At 63.8% G+C, this 16528-nt stretch carries 13 protein-coding genes; 5 read left to right on the top strand and 8 right to left on the bottom strand.

Annotated features, from left to right (window positions below):
- The first annotated feature begins 56 nt into the window (after positions 1–56).
- Positions 57–3740 carry a FecR domain-containing protein gene (locus tag ACSBOB_RS01040; RefSeq protein WP_442580618.1) on the top strand — a complete coding sequence of 1228 codons (3684 nt, stop codon included), beginning with the start codon at positions 57–59 and terminating at the stop codon, positions 3738–3740.
- Between the two features lies 1 nt (position 3741).
- Entirely contained in the window at positions 3742–5694 is a 1953-nt protein-coding gene (locus ACSBOB_RS01035) for a CHASE2 domain-containing protein (protein ID WP_442580617.1), read from the top strand.
- Between the two features lie 256 nt (positions 5695–5950).
- Here the strand turns inward: ACSBOB_RS01035 and ACSBOB_RS01030 are convergent, their stop codons facing one another.
- Complete coding sequence (locus tag ACSBOB_RS01030) at positions 5951–6646, bottom strand: IS6 family transposase (RefSeq protein ID WP_442580616.1); 696 nt, start codon at positions 6644–6646, stop codon at positions 5951–5953.
- 270 nt (positions 6647–6916) lie between these two features.
- Here ACSBOB_RS01030 and ACSBOB_RS01025 point away from each other — a divergent pair, with 270 nt between their 5' ends.
- Together ACSBOB_RS01025 and ACSBOB_RS01020 are read left to right on the top strand one after the other, a co-directional pair.
- Positions 6917–7765, top strand: coding sequence for a dimethylarginine dimethylaminohydrolase family protein (locus ACSBOB_RS01025; RefSeq protein ID WP_442583938.1), 849 nt, complete (start codon positions 6917–6919; stop codon positions 7763–7765).
- Positions 7766–8003: 238 nt separating this feature from the next.
- Positions 8004–9590, top strand: a complete 1587-nt coding sequence (locus tag ACSBOB_RS01020; RefSeq protein ID WP_442580615.1) for a 5-guanidino-2-oxopentanoate decarboxylase — start codon at positions 8004–8006, stop codon at positions 9588–9590.
- Between the two features lie 101 nt (positions 9591–9691).
- Here the strand turns inward: ACSBOB_RS01020 and ACSBOB_RS01015 are convergent, their stop codons facing one another.
- The 6 genes from ACSBOB_RS01015 to ACSBOB_RS00990 form a co-directional block, all read right to left on the bottom strand.
- A complete protein-coding gene (locus tag ACSBOB_RS01015) occupies positions 9692–9892 on the bottom strand; it encodes a CsbD family protein (RefSeq protein ID WP_442580614.1) in 201 nt (66 codons plus the stop codon).
- A gap of 153 nt (positions 9893–10045) precedes the next feature.
- On the bottom strand, positions 10046–11746 hold the full coding sequence (gene rpsA / locus ACSBOB_RS01010) for a 30S ribosomal protein S1 (protein ID WP_442580613.1): 1701 nt from the start codon (positions 11744–11746) through the stop codon (positions 10046–10048).
- 204 nt (positions 11747–11950) lie between these two features.
- Complete coding sequence (cmk, locus tag ACSBOB_RS01005; RefSeq protein WP_442583937.1) at positions 11951–12601, bottom strand: (d)CMP kinase; 651 nt, start codon at positions 12599–12601, stop codon at positions 11951–11953.
- 490 nt (positions 12602–13091) lie between these two features.
- Positions 13092–13736 carry an FMN-binding negative transcriptional regulator gene (locus ACSBOB_RS01000; protein WP_442580612.1) on the bottom strand — a complete coding sequence of 215 codons (645 nt, stop codon included), beginning with the start codon at positions 13734–13736 and terminating at the stop codon, positions 13092–13094.
- Between the two features lie 15 nt (positions 13737–13751).
- Positions 13752–14381 (bottom strand): hypothetical protein, encoded by a 630-nt coding sequence (locus ACSBOB_RS00995; protein WP_442580611.1) that lies wholly within the window; start codon positions 14379–14381, stop codon positions 13752–13754.
- A 63-nt stretch (positions 14382–14444) separates the two neighbouring features.
- Positions 14445–14831, bottom strand: a complete 387-nt coding sequence (locus tag ACSBOB_RS00990) for a hypothetical protein (protein ID WP_442580610.1) — start codon at positions 14829–14831, stop codon at positions 14445–14447.
- Between the two features lie 198 nt (positions 14832–15029).
- Here ACSBOB_RS00990 and ACSBOB_RS00985 point away from each other — a divergent pair, with 198 nt between their 5' ends.
- Positions 15030–15167 (top strand): hypothetical protein, encoded by a 138-nt coding sequence (locus ACSBOB_RS00985; RefSeq protein WP_442580609.1) that lies wholly within the window; start codon positions 15030–15032, stop codon positions 15165–15167.
- Between the two features lie 13 nt (positions 15168–15180).
- Here the strand turns inward: ACSBOB_RS00985 and aroA are convergent, their stop codons facing one another.
- Complete coding sequence (aroA, locus tag ACSBOB_RS00980; RefSeq protein WP_442580608.1) at positions 15181–16521, bottom strand: 3-phosphoshikimate 1-carboxyvinyltransferase; 1341 nt, start codon at positions 16519–16521, stop codon at positions 15181–15183.
- Between the last annotated feature and the right edge of the window lie 7 nt (positions 16522–16528).

The following is a 16528-nucleotide window of genomic DNA, read 5'->3' as shown; positions in this document are numbered from 1 at the left end:
ACAGCGCTTTGCCTTTTTCACCATAACGCCCAGGGTTTGGGGTGCGAAAAGGCATCATGCGCAAGTTCGTGGGGGCACTGGCGGCGGGGTTGATGCTCGGCTGCGGTCACATGGTAAGCGCTGACCCGGTTGCACGCAATGCGCCCGCCGCCGGCTCCGTCATCGCCCGCAAGACCGGCGAGGAAGTGCGTTTCATCGACGTCAGCAACTGGCGCGGCGTCGACATCCACCAGGACCTGCTGGCCGGCGACGAGTTGCGCACCAACGCGCTGGGCAGCCTTGCCGTTCTGTTTGCCGACAACACCCAGGTCCGGCTCGGCCGCAACACCACCTTGGTGGTGAAGGAGATCAACCCCGGCGCCGATTCGCTGTTCAGCCTCGAGAGCGGCAGCATCTGGGCGCGCGCCGAACGTGGCGGCGAGGGCCTCGTCATCGAGACGCCGGCAGCCGCGGCCGCCATTCGCGGCACCGACTGGACGATGACGGTCGTCGGCGACCGCACCTCGCTGACCGTGCTCGAAGGCAAGGTCGAGCTTTCCAACCAGTTCGGCTCGGTCACGGTGGTGCCCGGCGAGGCAGCCTCGGCGGCGATCGGCCGCGCGCCGACCAAGACGGTCATCGTCGCGCCGGACGACCGCGAGCAGATGCTTTTTTACCTCTCGCTCCGCGACAGTTTTTTGATTCTTCCCGCCTCGCCGCTTTCCAGTCGCGAGATGCGGGAGGAGCGGGCGAAGATCGCTGAAATCCCCGAAGCGGCACGCACCGGCGAGCAATGGCTCACGCTGGCCGAGGTGGCGCTGTCCTATGACGGCCGCGCCGCCGCGAAAAAGGCTGCCGATCAGGCGCGCGCTTTCCGCCTCGCCCCCATACAACGCGCGCGGCTCGACCTCGTCGACGCCATGATCGCGGCTTCAGAAAAGCGCTACACCGACGCGATCCCGCTATTTTCCCGCGCCGCGCCGAGATTGTCCGGCAGCCGCAAGGCGATGGCGGACTATGGCGGCTATTTTTCCCGTGCGCTGGTCGATCCGAACCGTATCGAACAGCCGCCAGGCGGCGAGGCCAGCGGCCCGGCCGGCGCCATCGCCGCTGCCTGGACGGCGGGTTTTCTTCAGGACATTCCGGCGGCGATAAAAATTGTCCGCCGCGCCGAGCAGCGTTATCCGAATGATCCGACCCTGCCGGCGATCCGCGCCCAACTCGCTATCCTGGCCGACGACCGCCCGCAGGCTGAGGAAGCCATTGCGCGCTCGCTCAAGCTCGATCCAGATGATCCAACGGCGCTCGAAGCGCGCGCCCGCTATCGCGTCGTTGTGCAGAGCGACCTCGAGGGTGCGCTCGCCGACGCCACCCGCGCCTCCGAACTGATGCCGGGCTCGACCTCTGTCTGGAACCTGCTCGGGCTGGTGCTGAGCGCGCGCGAAGCCGATCGCGAAGCCGAAGCGGCCTTCTTGAAGGGCGTGGAACTCGATCCGCAGGACCCGCTCGCCCGCGCCAATCTCGCGCTGCTGTATCTCGACCAGGGCCGCGTCGCCGAGGCGAAAGCCGAGATCGACACCGCAATGGCGGAGGACCCATCCTTCGAAATCGGGCTGGTGGCGCGCGGGCGCTATTATATCGAGACGAACGAGATGGATAAGGCCGTGCAGGACCTGCTCGCCGCCTCGACTGCCAATCCGACCTATGCACAAGTGCTCTTGCTACTTGCCGCCGCCTACTACGAGAAGGGCGACAAGGAGCCAGCCGAACAAGCGCTGGAAAACGCCAACCGGCTCGACCCCAACGACCCGGTTACGGCGTCCGCCGAGGTTGCGATCGCGTCGAACGAATATGATTCCGATCGCGCCATCCGCGCCGCCCAGGAAGCGCTCAAGCGAGCGCGGGCGCGCGGTGGCGACTATGCGGCCCTCAGCGCCAGCCGGGACCAGGGATCGACGTTGAATTCGGCCTATCGGTTGCAAGGGCTCGATGCCTGGGGCCGATATTACGGCGAGGCGGTCTTCGACCCATTTTCCGCGAGCGCGCTTGTTGACCAGACTGTGGCTGGCAGCCCAAATCCATTCGCCGTGGAGGGGGACTATGGCGGCACGCCCATCCCCGAGCCGACACCGACCAGTCAGGTTCTCGGGTCATTCATACAAGCTCTGCTGCTGGACCCTCGAATGCTCGCGAGCCGCGAGCGCGGCGCCAATCTGGTGCATCGGCCCTTCTTCGAGGCGTCGGTGTCAGGGGGCGCAGTCGGCGGCGACGGCAGCGGCTGGAACGGCGAAGCCGAGGCGCGAGGCCACGCCACCTATCCGTTCCCCGTCAGTTTCTACGGCCAACTGACGGCGAGGGATACGGACGAATCTCGAATTGGCAGGTCTCCTGACGCAGCCGTGGACAACATGTCCCTGGATTTGTCTGACAAGACGTTGGGTGGATTTGGTTATTTTGCAGCCAGTCCTACCCCCAATGACAATGTCGTCGCCTTCGCGGCGGTTGAGGACTCGAAAAACGATCTGACGAACGGCGTAAAAATATTCTCCGATTTTGTAGGGCAGACATATACAAACTCTGTCGATGACCGCACCAGCAGCTTCGGTGCTGCCTGGAGCCATAGTTTTGGCTATCGCAATGTCGCAAGTGTAGGCGTTCTCGCGTCTGGATTCAATCGGAGCAGTCTTGAGCTTGGTACGACTGTATTCGCCACGGAGATAGGAAATTTCTATATCGATGAACTCCAGCAGGTAGAGTCAAAATCCACGTCTGTTGTCGGTGCCTTGAATCACAGCATCGGCATCGACGATTTTACCCTTCGGTACGGACTTGAAGCTGGGCAATTCGACCAGGATCGAAGTGTTCTCACCGGTTCGCAACTCAGAGGCAACGATCCTGTTTTCAATTTCAGCGAGTCGAACTTCGACCTTGCCGCTGGTCGCATCTATGCGGACCTGACGTACGACATCATGCCCTCCCTGAAGGCGGAAGCCGGCATGTTCGCCACGTATCTCGACGGCAGCGGGCTAAACGAGTTCACGCCGGAACCGCGGATTGGAATTGCCTGGTCGCCATTCGAAGATCATTGGTTGCGGGCTGCCTATCTTCGGGAAAGCAGTGCGATCAACGCCGCGACTTTGGCGCCGATCGGCGTCCTGGGATTGCAGTCGAATCAAGTTCCGTTGGATGTCGGGGGGACCGCCGAGACCTTTGCGGCGCGCTGGGATGCCGAATGGAACAACTACGTTTTCACCTCGGTCGACTACCAGCATCAGGATTTGGAGACATTAGCTATTCCGGTCCCCTTGTCCTTGGGGCAGGTCTCGGTCGGCGAGGGCCGTATCGATCGTGTCAGTGCGACGATGAACCTGTGGTTGACTCACGGCTTCGGCGCATTCGCCAGTTTTGCCTATATCGACTCGGAAAACCGCGACAGCGGAGGGCCGCTTCCATATGTGCCGGACAGAACGGCACGAATTGGTCTCACCTGGGTGAATACCTCGAACCTCAAGGTTACCGTGGCGGGGACCTACATCGGAGAACGTCTCGGGCAGGGTGCCGGACTGGGCGACGGCGGCTTCATCACCAGATCGATGGACGGTTACTGGAGCGCGGACGCCTCGTTGACATGGGAGCCGTTCGACAAGCGTTTCCAACTTGAGCTGGCGGCCTACAATCTCTTCGACGAAGACTTCGAGGTCGCGCCCTATACTCCCGGCTGGGGGCGGGTGTACACCGGCTCCCTGAAAATGCGGTTCTGAGATGGCGCGCGGCGCCGGCGGCACCAGGCGCCGCCTGTGGCAACTGGCCATCATCGTCCCGCTGGTCGCCGCAGCCGTCATCGCCGCTTCGATGACCTCGCCCTGGCGGCTGGTCGAGCTGAAAATCTTCGACTATTTTTCTACCTTCGCGCCGCCGTCTCCCACCGAAGATTCGCCCATTATCGTGGCCATCGATGAGCCGTCGCTGGCCGAGATCGGCCTTCGCTGGCCCTGGCCGCGCGACGTGCATGCCGAACTCGTTACCGCGTTGCGCGAGGCTGGCGCGAAGGCGGTCGGCCTGGACATCATCTTCGCCGAGCCCTCCGCCGGGCCCGGCGACGCGGCGCTGGCGGCAGCGCTCGGGCCGGGCGTGGTGCTGGCCGCCGACGAGACGGTCATCCGCACGCCGCAGGCCGACCAGCACATCCGCGTCGAGCCCCTTCCGGCCTTCACCGCTACAGGCGCGAAACCCGGCATCGCCTCGGTGGTGCTCGACGGCGACGGCGTGGTGCGGCGCATCCCGCCCTATGCCGACGGCTTCGCGCGGCGCCTGCTGGATGCGGCGGGCGAGAAGCCTTCGCCCGCCCAGCCCGACGCGCTGATCCAGGCCTTTGGACCGGCGCGCACCTTCCAGACGGTCTCCTATTACCAGGCGCTCGACCCGAAGAATTTCCTCCCCGAAGGCACGTTTCGCGGTCGCACCGTCATTGTCGGCCTGTCGATGCAGTCGGCCTCCGGCGTCGATACCGGCGGGGCCGACGTGTTCGCCACCTCCTACACGGTGCGCAGCCGCAACCTGCTCGCCGGCGCGGAGCTGCAGGCGACCGTGGCCGAGAATCTGGCGCGCGGCCTGTCCGTCGCGCCGGCCTCGATGCCGTTAGCCGGCTTTGCAACCATTGCCGCGGCCCTGCTCGCCGGCCTTTTCGTCTGGCGCGGCACCGGTTACGTCACCGGCCTGGTGTCGGTGGCGGTGATCGTCCTGTTCTTCGGGGCGAGTTTTCTGCTCCTGCACCTGGGTCGCCTCTATCTCGCGCCGCTCGCCCCGTCGCTCGCCTTCGCCTGCGTCGCCGCAATCCAGAGCGCCCGCGATTACGCCGCCGAGCGCCGCCGCCGCATGCGCATCACCCGCGCCTTCTCGCAATATCTGTCGCCGGTGCTGGTCGACCGCCTCGCCGAGGATGCCGGGCATCTCAGGCTGGGCGGCGAGCGGCGCGAACTCACCATCCTGTTCTGTGACGTTCGCGGCTTCACCACCATTTCGGAGCAGATGAAAGACGATCCGGAGGGGCTGACGCGGCTGATGAACCGGCTGCTCAATCCGTTGTCCGACGTCATCCTCAAGGCCGGTGGCACCATCGACAAATATATCGGCGACGCGATCATGGCGTTCTGGAACGCGCCGCTCGACGATCCGGACCACGCGCTCCATGCGATCGAGGCGGCGCTGGCCATGCTGGAGGCCGTGGAGGCGCTGAACATCGAGCGCGAGGTCGAGGCAGAGCTGTTTTCCGAGAAGCCGCATCCCTTGCGCATCGGCGTCGGCATCAACACCGGCGACTGCGTGGTCGGCAACATGGGCTCGGACTTCCGCTTCAACTATTCGGCGCTGGGCGATGCCGTGAACCTCGCGTCCCGGTTGGAAAGCGAGACGAAGGCGTTCGCCGTGTCGATCCTGGTCGGCGAGGAGACGGCGCGCCAGGCAGGCGGCCGGATCGCGCTGGCTGAACTCGATCGGGTGAGGGTGAAGGGCAAGACCGAGGCCGTCGCCGTTTCCACGCCCGCACCCGGCGCCGATGCCGGGATTTTGGCCGTGCATGCCGGCTTCATGGCCGACCTGCACGACGCGAAACTGACCGGCCGCGACCCACGTTTTGATAGCCTTTCCAAAGCCTTGCCCACTGTCGAGGGTTTCTACCGGCTGGTGAAGGCGCGCTTCTCGGACCGCGCCGATTGACCGCCTGAACGACGTCCTTTCCAACCGGTTGGTTATAGTGCGCTCGCAACGGCGTATGCGGCCGATTTTTCCATCCGGTGGTCAGAAAACGAAATCTCTTTCCTTATAAATCTATCGTTTTATAATCGGACGGCTACACGCTGCTCGGCACCAGCGACTCGCTGTCGATCAACCAGACGCTTTTCAAGGACCTGCCGTTCTACGGGTTCTGTCGCAAACCCACGCGAGAGATGCGCTCGGCGCAGACTTGGGCCGTTCAGGCGGCGAGGATTTCGAACTGTTCGGCGATCGACGGCCTGGGATTGTAGGCATACCTCGCCTGTCGTTTGCGCATCATGTGGATCATCTCGATGCCGGATAAAATCATGGCGGCGCTCGTCTGCGACTTGAAGCCGAGCATGGATCGGATGCGGCGCTTGATGCGCCGGTGATCCTGCTTGAGCCGGTTGTTGAGGTATCGGCTCCGGCGGATGCGGATCGGCTTGAGCCGCTGCGAGCGGTCCCGTAGCCGGCTTTCACCGTCGCAGGCAATGATTGCCTCGCGATTGGTCTGGCTGCCGTCTATGACGATGCGCTCGGGGCGGCCATGACGCTGAAACGCTTTGCGCAGGAAGCGTCTGGCAGCCACCAGGTCACGGTGTTCACTGAAGAAAAACTCGACCGTGTCGCCGACGCTGTCGATAGCACGGTAGAGATACATCCCTTGACCGCGGACCTTGATATAGGTCTCGTCCAGGCGCCACTTGCCGGTGACGGTCCGCTTGCGCCGGTTGAAGCGCTCCAGCAGTTGCGGCGCGAAGCACACGACCCAGCGATGCACGGTGGAGTGATCGAGGCTCAGGCCACGTTCAGCCATCATTTCTTCCAGATCACGCAGGCTCAGATTGCAGGCAAGGTACCAGCGTACGCAAAGCAGGATCACCGACTGGTCGAAATGACGGCCCTTGAACATGACGAACTCCCGAAAACAAAGAGCCTTCATGCCCTCGCCGTCATTACAGAAGAGTTTGCGACAGAACCGTCAACAGGACCGCAGCATCTTTTACAAAAAGATAGAAAAAATTGTCCGCCTGCGCAAAATCGCGCGAACGGCCTCAACGCCAAGACGACCGGCGTGGCTGGCCCTTGCGGCGTTCGATGCGGCGTGGATACTGGTCCTTGCAATCCAGGGGGGACAGCAGCGATGAATGTGGCGGTGACGGAGGCCTACGGGTCGCAGGCGATGGCCGCGCCGCTGAAACGAGTGCTGATGCGCCGGGCGTCTTCCGCCATGCGTGGCGCCGACCCGGCGCGCTGGCACTATGGGCCGGGTTTCGATCCCGCGAAGGCCGCACTCCAGCACGCGGCGCTTGCCGATCTGGTGGCCAATTCGGGCGCTGATATCGAGTGGTTGGACGACGCGGAAGATGGCCTCGCCGATTCCGTTTTCACTCACGATCCCTCGCTGGTGACCGACCATGGCGCCGTCATCCTGTCGATGGGCAAGGTTTTGCGCGAGCCGGAGCCCGATTTGCATGAGGCCGCCTATGCGCGGCTCGGCGTGCCGGTGCTCGGCCGCATCGAGGCGCCCGGCACGGTGGAGGGTGGCGATTGCGTGTGGGTGGACCGCACCACGCTGGCAATCGGCCGCGGCGTCCGCACCAACCAAGACGGCATCCAGCAGATGGCCAACCTGCTTTCGCCGCACGGGATTTCCGTCTTCGGCTTCGACCTGCCGCTGTGGCACGGCGAGGAAGCCTGCCTGCATCTGATGTCGGTGATCAGCCCGCTCGCCGACGATCTGTCGCTGGTCTACGCGCCGCTGCTGCCGGCGGCATTCTACCAGATGTTGAAGGCAAAAGGCATCAGGCTGGTCGAGGGCGATGCCGACGAGTTCTTCGCCTCCAACGGCCTCAGCCTCAACGTGCTGCCGACCGCGCCGCGCGAGGTGATCGCGGTGGCCGGTTTTCCCAAGACCAAGGCTGCGATGGAGGCTGCCGGCTGCACGGTCACGACTTTCGAGGCGGATGCGCTGTGCATCGCCTGCGAGGGCGGGCCGACATGCCTGACGCGACCGGTGCTGAGGGCATGAGGATGAGAGTTATTTCGGAACGATCCTGTTCCTTCGCACCCCCCTCTGTCCTGCCGGACTTCTCCCCCGCAAGGGGGGAGATCGCGCTGTCCGTCTGGCTTTCGCCAATCGCCAACGATGCGGAAAGGGTGGCAAACGCGACGCTGCCAATCTCCCCCCTTGCGGTGGAGATGTCCGGCAGGACAGAGGGGGGCAACGTAGAGCGCGGCTATATCGCCGCTATATCCTCGACGCTGCCATGACCACCATCGGCGAAGCCCTCGTCACGCTGCTCGAACATCACGGCGTCGACACCGTGTTCGGCATTCCGGGCGTGCATACGGTCGAGCTCTATCGCGGCTTGGCAAGTTCGAAGATCCGCCACGTCACGCCCCGCCACGAACAGGGCGCAGGTTTCATGGCCGATGGATACGCCCGCGCCAGCGGCCGGCCGGGAGTCGCCTTCGTCATCACCGGTCCGGGGCTGACCAACACCATCACCGCGATGGCGCAGGTACGCGCCGATTCCGTTCCCATGCTGGTGATATCCGGCGTCAACGCCCTCGCTTCGCTCGGCAAGGGTTTTGGTTACCTGCACGAATTGCCCGACCAGCGCGGCATGATGGAGAAGGTTGCGCTGTCGTCGACGCGCGTCGAAAACGCGGCGGAATTGCAGCCGGCGATCGACCGCGCCTTCGCGCTGTTCAAGACCGGCCGGCCGGGGCCGGTGCATATCGAAATCCCGCTCGATGTCATGGGCAAGCCTGCAATGGCGCTCAAGCCGATCGAAACGGCCGATCCGCCCGAGCCGGACCATGCGGCTGTGGTGGCCGGCGCACGGCTGATCGCGCAGGCGGTGCGCCCGGTCATCCTCGCCGGCGGCGGGGCCAGGCACGCCGGAGCCGCTTTGACGGCGCTCGCTGAGCGTCTCGACGCCCCCGTCGTGCTGACAGCCAACGGGCGCGGCCTGCTGCACCGGCATCCCCTCGTCGTCCCGGCCAGCCCCAGCCTCAAATCTGTTAGGGCGCTGATAGGCGCGGCCGATCTGGCGGTCGCCATAGGCACCGAGTTCGGGCCGACCGACTATGACATGTATGCCGATGGCGGCTTCGTCTTTCCTGCCAATCTTGTCCGCATCGACATCGACGCCGAACAACTCGACCGGCGTCCGGCGTCCGTCAAGATCGAGACCGACAGCAAGGCGGGACTGGAGGCGGTGCTCGCCGTCCTTTCGGATCGCGCCCGCGCCTCCGGCACCTCGCAAGGCGAAAAGCGCGCGGCCGAATGCCGCCAAGCGGCGCGTGCCGAACTTACCGGGCTGGGTCCAGCATTGCCCGCTCAGTTGGCGGCGGTCGAGGCCATCCGCGACGCGTTGCCCGGCGCGCTGATCGTTGGCGACTCGACCCAGCCGGTCTATGCCGCCAACCTCTACTACGACCACGACCGGCCGGGCGGCTGGTTCAATGCGGCAACCGGCTACGGCGCTCTGGGCTATGGTCCGCCCGCCGCGATCGGTGCGGCTCTTGCGATGCCGGATGTGCCCGTTGTCTGCCTCACCGGCGACGGCGGCTTCCAGTTCACGCTGCCGGAACTGGCGGCGGCGGTGGAGAGCAAGGCACGCGTGATTTTCGTGGTCTGGAACAATCGCGGCTATCGCGAGATCGAAGTGTCGATGCGCGATGTCGCCGTCGAGCCGGTCGGCGTTTCGCCGGCCCCGCCGGCTTTCCGCAAGATCGCCGAGGCCTATGATTTGCCTTACAGCAAGGTGGACTCATCAAGCGGACTGGCCAAAGCCCTTCGCGAATCCGCCGAACGGCCGGTGCTCATAGAGTATTCTGTAGCCTGACCGAAAAGGGCTTGGCCGCTTGATAGCCGAGAACTAGCAGCGACAACGCAAACAAAACCCGCCGGGTTTCCCCGGCGGGTCTGGACGACGAACCAATCTGTCTAATTGTTGCGGGACAGCCAGGTATCGATGTCCTTCTCGGCGGCGTCCTGGGCGTGGCCGTAACGCTCCTGCAGCCGGCCGGCGAGTTCGCGCCTGTTGCCCTTGATCACGTCCAGATCGTCATTGGTGAGCTTGCCCCACTGCTTCTGGACCTTGCCCTTGAACTGCTCCCAATTTCCTTCGACCTGATTCCAGTTCATATCGCATCTCCTGGGTTTGTTTCCTTGACGGCGCAAAGCGCCAGCCGGGGAAAGAACGTCCCGGCATGGACGAGGTTCCCAACGAAAAACCCCGCCGGATCGCTCCGGCGGGGCTTTTTCGTTTTTCAGCGGCGGCTCGAAAGCCTCCGTCGATCAGGTGCGGCTCTTGAGCGCCGCGCCAAGGATGTCGCCGAGCGAAGCGCCGGAGTCGGTCGAGCCGTACTGGGCGACCGCTTCCTTCTCCTCGGCGATTTCCAGCGCCTTGATCGAGACCTGCGCCTTGCGGGTCTTCTTGTCCCAGGCGATGACGCGGGCGTCGACCTTCTGGCCGACCGAGAAGCGCTCGGGGCGCTGCTCGTCACGGTCGCGGGAGAGATCCGCGCGGCGAATGAAGGACTCGACGCCGCTCTCGACCAGCCGCACCTCGATGCCGCCGTCCTTGATGCCGGTGACTTCACAGGTGACGACCGCGTTCTTGCGCAGGTCGCCGCCGGCCTCGCCGCCGGCCGACGAAGCAGCGGTGCGCTGCAGCTGCTTGATGCCCAGCGAGATGCGCTCCTTGTCGATGTCGACGTCGAGCACCTGCGCCTTGACCATCTGGCCGCGCTGATACTCCTCGATGACCTGCTCGCCCGGACGGTTCCAGTCGAGGTCGGAGAGGTGCACCATGCCGTCCACATCGCCGTCGAGGCCGATGAACAGGCCGAACTCGGTCTTGTTCTTGACTTCGCCCTCGACTTCGCTGCCGACCGGGTGGTTGGCTTGGAAGGCGTGCCACGGGTTCTCCAGCGTCTGCTTGAGGCCGAGCGAGATGCGGCGCTTGGCCGGATCGACCTCGAGCACCACCACGTCGACTTCCTGGGTCGTCGACAGGATCTTGCCGGGGTGCACGTTCTTCTTGGTCCAGCTCATCTCGGAGACGTGGATCAGGCCCTCGATGCCCGGCTCCAGCTCCACGAAGGCGCCGTAGTCGGTGATGTTGGTGACCGTACCGCGGATCTTGCGGCCGATCGGGAACTTCGAGCCGATGTCGGACCACGGATCGCTCTCGAGCTGCTTCATGCCGAGCGAGATGCGGTGGGTTTCCTGGTTGATGCGGATGATCTGCACCTTGACCGTCTGGCCGATGTTCAAAATCTCGGTCGGATGGTTGACGCGGCGCCATGCCATGTCGGTAACGTGCAGCAGGCCGTCGATGCCGCCGAGGTCGACGAACGCACCGTAGTCGGTGATGTTCTTGACCACGCCCTCGACCACCTGGCCCTCTTCGAGGTTCTGGACGATCTCGGAGCGCTGCTCGGCGCGGCTCTCTTCAAGCACGGTGCGGCGCGACACGACGATGTTGCCGCGGCGGCGATCCATCTTCAGGATCTCGAAGGGCTGCGGGTTGTGCATCAGCGGGGTGACGTCGCGGATCGGACGGATGTCGACCTGGCTGCGCGGCAGGAACGCAACGGCACCGTCGAGATCGACGGTGAAGCCGCCCTTGACCTGGTTGAAGATGACGCCTTCGACGCGCTCGCCCTTGTTGAATTTCTCTTCGAGCTTGACCCAGCTCTCTTCGCGGCGGGCCTTGTCGCGCGACAGCATGGCTTCGCCCAGCGCGTTCTCGATGCGCTCGACATAGACCTCGACGCGGTCGCCGACCTTCATCTGGCCGTCCTTGGCCTTGGCGCCGAATTCCTTCAGCGGCACGCGGCCTTCGACCTTCAGGCCGACGTCGATGATGGCCATGTCTTTTTCGATGGCCGTGACGATACCGCGAACGACCTGGCCTTCGCCGGAATGGCCGCTGGAAAACGACTCGTCGAGAAGGGCGGCGAAATCGTCGCGGGATGGGTTGAATTCAGACATTGGTTCTCCTGGATGGCCTCGCATTTTCCGCGAGGCGGCGCCGTGGGTTCGTGTTGCGTTGACCTGCCGGCGTTCCGGTCTTCCTGAAGACCTCAGGCCGCTACGCGAGCGGCAATCCGGCGCATGTGGAATGCTGGCAGGTTGGTTCGTGCCCGATGTCGGACCAGTGGGATTTCCCTCGGACGGGAAAGACGCCGGCGCGTGTCAGGCTTCGTTCCGCTCGGCAAGGACGCCGTCAATGATCGACCTGGCTGCGCGGAACGCGGCTTCTATAGACATTTCCGACGTGTCGAGCAAGTGTGCGTCGGCGGCCGGCTTCAACGGCGAGTCGGCGCGGCCCATGTCGCGTTCGTCGCGGCGCTGGATGTCGGACAGGATCTCCGCCGGATCGGCCGAGCCGCCGCGCCCTTCGATGTCGCGCAGGCGGCGCATGGCGCGCACTTCGGCGCTCGCGGTCACGTAGAGTTTTACGGGAGCGTCGGGGCACACGACCGTGCCGATGTCGCGGCCGTCGAGCACGGCGCCCCCGGGTTGCGCGGCGAAGGCGCGCTGCTTGTCGACCAGGATGCGCCGCACCTCAGGCATGACTGCCACCTTCGACGCGGCGTCGGCAACGGCGTGGGCGGACAGCGCGTGCTTGTCGAGCTGGCCGAGATCGACCAGCCGGGCGGCCTCGATCGCATGCGCCGCGTCGTCGAGCGGCCAGCCCTTGCTGATCAGCATATGCGCCACGGCGCGATAGGTGAGGCCGGTGTCGAGATGCGCCAGATGGTAATAGTCGGCGATGCGGCGGCCGAGCGTTCCCTTGCCGGAAGCGGCCGGGCCGTCGATGGCGATCGTCATAGATGATGTCATTACTTCCCTCGAATTATCGCCACGCCGGTAACCCGCCGGCAGCGGGCGGCCGATGTGTTCATCTCTCCGCCGATTGGCCAGGACAATGCCGGCACCATAGCCGGCGATCAGGCCGAAGCATGGCGGCAATAGCAGGAACATCACCTGTGTCCAGTCGTCCTCCGCTGCGATGCCGGACGGATCGGCGGTCCCGGCCTGCCCGCTGCTGTTCCAGAAATAGAACGCAACGAGCAGGATCGGCAGGATGACGCAGAAGAACGTCCTCGCGTGGCTGGGTCGCGCCGGGCGATTTTTAGCGTAGTTGGCAAGCGATGACGAATAGGCGCCCATGCCCGCCCAGACGGCAAAGGGGAATCCGCCCATGAAATACAGGAGATAGGTCGTTGCCGCCGAAAACAGCGCGTCGAGCACCGTCATTCGCCAGACCGGGACGAAACATCCGTCCGCGTTCCCGCGGCAAGTCCCACCGGCATTGGAATGTCGCCAACAGTCATCGACGGCTGCCGTACTCGCGCACCAGGCCCGCCATTTCCGCATTGGCGTGAGGCTGGCCCGGCTCGTCCAGCCCTTCGATGACCTTGGCGATATCGGCGGCCGGCCGGTTCTGGCTGACCTTCCATTTGCCGACGATCTCGGTGATCTCGATCTCGACGCCGACGATGCCCTTGATCTGCGCGGCAATGAAAGCGTCCGGTGCGTCGCCGACCGCCCAAGGGGCGTCGCGCCTGCCTTCATGCACGCCGGTCAGCGCGCCGATCTGCCGGCGCAGCCAATCCGCATCCTCGATAACGGCCGCCTTCCCCTTCACCTGCACCGTCGCATAATTCCAGGTCGGCACGACCTTTCCGGTTTCCTGCTTGGTCGCGTACCAGGACGGCGTGATGTAGTTTTCCGTGCCCTGGAAGACGATGAGCGGCACGGCGCCGGCAAGCAGTTCCTTCCACTGGCCGTTCGCCCGCGCCATATGCACCTGCAGCGTGCCCCTGTCTCCGCGCCCCGCCTCGAGATGGCACGGTAGGGGGTTGGCGGTCGGACCATCAGGACCGGCAGTGATCAGCAGGCCAAGCGGATGCGCGCGGATCAGCGCATGCTGGACGGCGAGGTCTTCCTCGCGGAAATGCGGCGGTTGGTACATGTCGACGATCCTGTCTCAAATCTCCGACGCGGGCGGCTTTGCTGAAGGCCTGTCACGCGTTTCGATACGCCGGCGGCGATGTTCATTTCGAAATAACGAGAAAATCAGCGATGAACCACCCGCGATCAATAGCAGCGGCATTGAATGCAATTTGCCGCTCGAGTCAAAGTTCCCCAAATTGACTACCTTCGCAACGACACCAAAAGCCGCTGACAATGCGACGAAGCCTGCCATCCACATTCCGATCGAAAGGTGAAAATCGTCGGTGGCACGCCAAATCGACCTGACCGCGAGCGGGACGGGAATCTTGGGCGGCGTCTCCGCCTCAAAGGGGGCTTCGCGCAATATATCCTCGATGCAGCGCGTGGATCGGATGAACGAGGCCAAGCACACACATGCGCCAAACAGAAAAAAGCACAGGGTTATAAGGATGGGAACCTGTGCTTTCAGCGATAGGAAGCAGAGGGCTCCGCCGAACAGCAGAAATCCGTAGGGGAGTACCCATCTCTTCGCATTCAGACGCTGAATCTCGGTCAACTGGTCTTGCGTCAAGATCGAAGCCGGGCTTTGCGGCCCACGCCCATAGGCGACCCTGCCGTCTGGCAATTTCTTCACCTTGCTGAGTTTGCCATCCACCATGAACATTCTTGGTTCCTCGCGCCCGGTCGCCGCGATGGATAATGCGCTCACGAGCTCAAGATTTTCTTTTCACTTCAGAGCAAAGTTTCCGAACTCAGCTGCCCTCCGCACACAACCGCACGATTTCTGAATCGCCGGTGAAACGCGGTAGCCGACGGATATGACCATGTCCAAGCTATGGACCGCCACAGGCTTGGCCGATCCAGCAATATGCATTTTCTGCATATTGCCCCCTTCGTCCAATTCACCTTCCTCAAGCACACTCGCTATGTGGCGAGAGATGACGGACTGGTCCCGTCCAAAAAGCTCGGCAATCTGTGCCTGCGTCATCCAAAGCGTTTTGCCCTGGCAGCGAATGTCGAGGCGAAGACCCTTATCGGTGCCATAGACAAGGAAGCGATCCCCACTGGCTGGGTCCTCGATCAGATGAACTGGATCATCCTCGCCGTCTTTCATTCGAGAATGCTAATCATGGGCGCTTATGCCTTTGACAAACCCAGATGACGAAGAGAGGCATTCCTGCTAGTTTTTGCAAAAACGCATGGAGTGGACGAAGTGGAGAGCAGATATTCTTGGATGATTGCCTCGGCGCTACTTTTCGGGGCAGTTTTTTGGATTATCGGTTGGTTCAGTCAAAGGCGATATTTTGCGTTCATGAACGAGCAGCGCAAAATCTACGACGCGAAGGGCGAGGCTCACGAAGCCACAGGCGACGCGAACACCAAAGCCATTGAAGAGAACACTGCCGCGATCCGCGACCTTATACGCAAGCTTGATGAGCGGACACCCTAACTGCCGCCCTAGACTAAGCGATCTCCGCCCCCAACCCCGCCATCAGCCCCATGAATTCCGGGAAGCTGGTGGCGATCATCGCCTGGTCGTCGACCGTCACCGGCTTCTCGGTGGCGAGGCCGAGGACCAGAAAAGCCATCGCGATGCGGTGGTCGAGATGTGTCGTGACGGTGCCGCCGCCAAAACCCTTGCCGCCCGGTTTTCCGCGCACCAGCAGGGTCTCCTTGCCCTCGTCGCAGTCGATGCCGTTGGCTTTCAGACCATCGGCCACAGCCGACAGCCGGTCGGACTCCTTCACCCGCAACTCCTCCAGCCCCTGCATCAGGGTATCGCCCTCGGCGAAGGACGCGGCCACCGCCAGCACCGGATATTCGTCGATCATCGACGGCGCGCGCTCCGGCGGCACGGTCACGCCCTTCAGCTCGGACGATCGCACGCGCAAATCGGCGACGTCCTCGCCGCCGGCATTGCGGCGGTCGATCAGTTCGATGTCGGCGCCCATTTCGAGCAGCGTGGCGATCAGGCCGGTGCGCGTCGGGTTCATCAGCACGTTTTCGATCAAAATGTCGGACCCCGGCACGATCAGGGCGGCGACCAGCGGGAAGCTGGCCGAGGACGGATCGCCGGGAACGGCGATGACCTGGCCCGAAAGCTTGCCCTGACCTTCGATGCGGATGTGGCGCACGCCTTCCTTGTCGGTCTCGACCTCCAGCCTTGCGCCAAATCCCTTCAGCATCTTTTCGGTATGGTCGCGGGTCATCACCGGCTCGATCACCGTGGTGATGCCCGGCGTGTTGAGGCCGGCGAGCAGGACTGCCGACTTGACCTGCGCGGAGGCCATGGGCACGCGATAGGCGATGGGTGCTGCATGGCGCGGTCCGCGCAAGGTGATCGGCATCCGGTCGCCGGCCGCCGATTCCAGAACCTGCACGCCCATCTGGCGGAGCGGATCGAGCACCCGGCCCATCGGCCGCTTCGACAAGGAGGCGTCGCCGACGAAGGTCGTCTTCATGTCGTAGGTGCCCACCAGCCCCATGGTGAGCCTGGAACCAGTGCCGGCATTGCCGAAATCGAGAGGCGCCACGGGCTCGAGCAGGCAGCCATTGCCGACGCCCTTGATGATCCATTCGCCGCCGCGCTTGTCGATGACGGCGCCCATCGCCTTCATCGCCTCGCCGGTGCGCATCACGTCCTCGCCTTCCAGCAGCCCGGTGATGCGGGTCTCGCCAGACGCCAGGCCACCGAACATGAAGGAGCGGTGCGAGATCGACTTGTCGCCGGGGATGCGAATGGTACCCTTGAGCGCGGGGGATTTCCTGGCCGTCGCCGGCCGCGCGCCGCCTTGATGGGACATTTCCTGA

This window comes from Mesorhizobium sp. KACC 23794, from assembly GCF_052180275.1.
GTDB lineage: Bacteria > Pseudomonadota > Alphaproteobacteria > Rhizobiales > Rhizobiaceae > Kumtagia.
This window is presented reverse-complemented; position numbering and strand designations above follow the sequence as displayed.

Coding starts and splice junctions, on each gene's coding strand:
- ACSBOB_RS01040 (WP_442580618.1), top strand. CDS start 57: ATGCGCAAGTTCGTGGGGGCACTGGCGGCGGGGTTGATGCTCGGCTGC.
- ACSBOB_RS01035 (WP_442580617.1), top strand. CDS start 3,742: ATGGCGCGCGGCGCCGGCGGCACCAGGCGCCGCCTGTGGCAACTGGCC.
- ACSBOB_RS01030 (WP_442580616.1), bottom strand. CDS start 6,646: ATGTTCAAGGGCCGTCATTTCGACCAGTCGGTGATCCTGCTTTGCGTA.
- ACSBOB_RS01025 (WP_442583938.1), top strand. CDS start 6,917: ATGGCCGCGCCGCTGAAACGAGTGCTGATGCGCCGGGCGTCTTCCGCC.
- ACSBOB_RS01020 (WP_442580615.1), top strand. CDS start 8,004: ATGACCACCATCGGCGAAGCCCTCGTCACGCTGCTCGAACATCACGGC.
- ACSBOB_RS01015 (WP_442580614.1), bottom strand. CDS start 9,892: ATGAACTGGAATCAGGTCGAAGGAAATTGGGAGCAGTTCAAGGGCAAG.
- rpsA (WP_442580613.1), bottom strand. CDS start 11,746: ATGTCTGAATTCAACCCATCCCGCGACGATTTCGCCGCCCTTCTCGAC.
- cmk (WP_442583937.1), bottom strand. CDS start 12,601: ATGACATCATCTATGACGATCGCCATCGACGGCCCGGCCGCTTCCGGC.
- ACSBOB_RS01000 (WP_442580612.1), bottom strand. CDS start 13,736: ATGTACCAACCGCCGCATTTCCGCGAGGAAGACCTCGCCGTCCAGCAT.
- ACSBOB_RS00995 (WP_442580611.1), bottom strand. CDS start 14,381: ATGTTCATGGTGGATGGCAAACTCAGCAAGGTGAAGAAATTGCCAGAC.
- ACSBOB_RS00990 (WP_442580610.1), bottom strand. CDS start 14,831: ATGAAAGACGGCGAGGATGATCCAGTTCATCTGATCGAGGACCCAGCC.
- ACSBOB_RS00985 (WP_442580609.1), top strand. CDS start 15,030: ATGAACGAGCAGCGCAAAATCTACGACGCGAAGGGCGAGGCTCACGAA.
- aroA (WP_442580608.1), bottom strand. CDS start 16,521: ATGTCCCATCAAGGCGGCGCGCGGCCGGCGACGGCCAGGAAATCCCCC.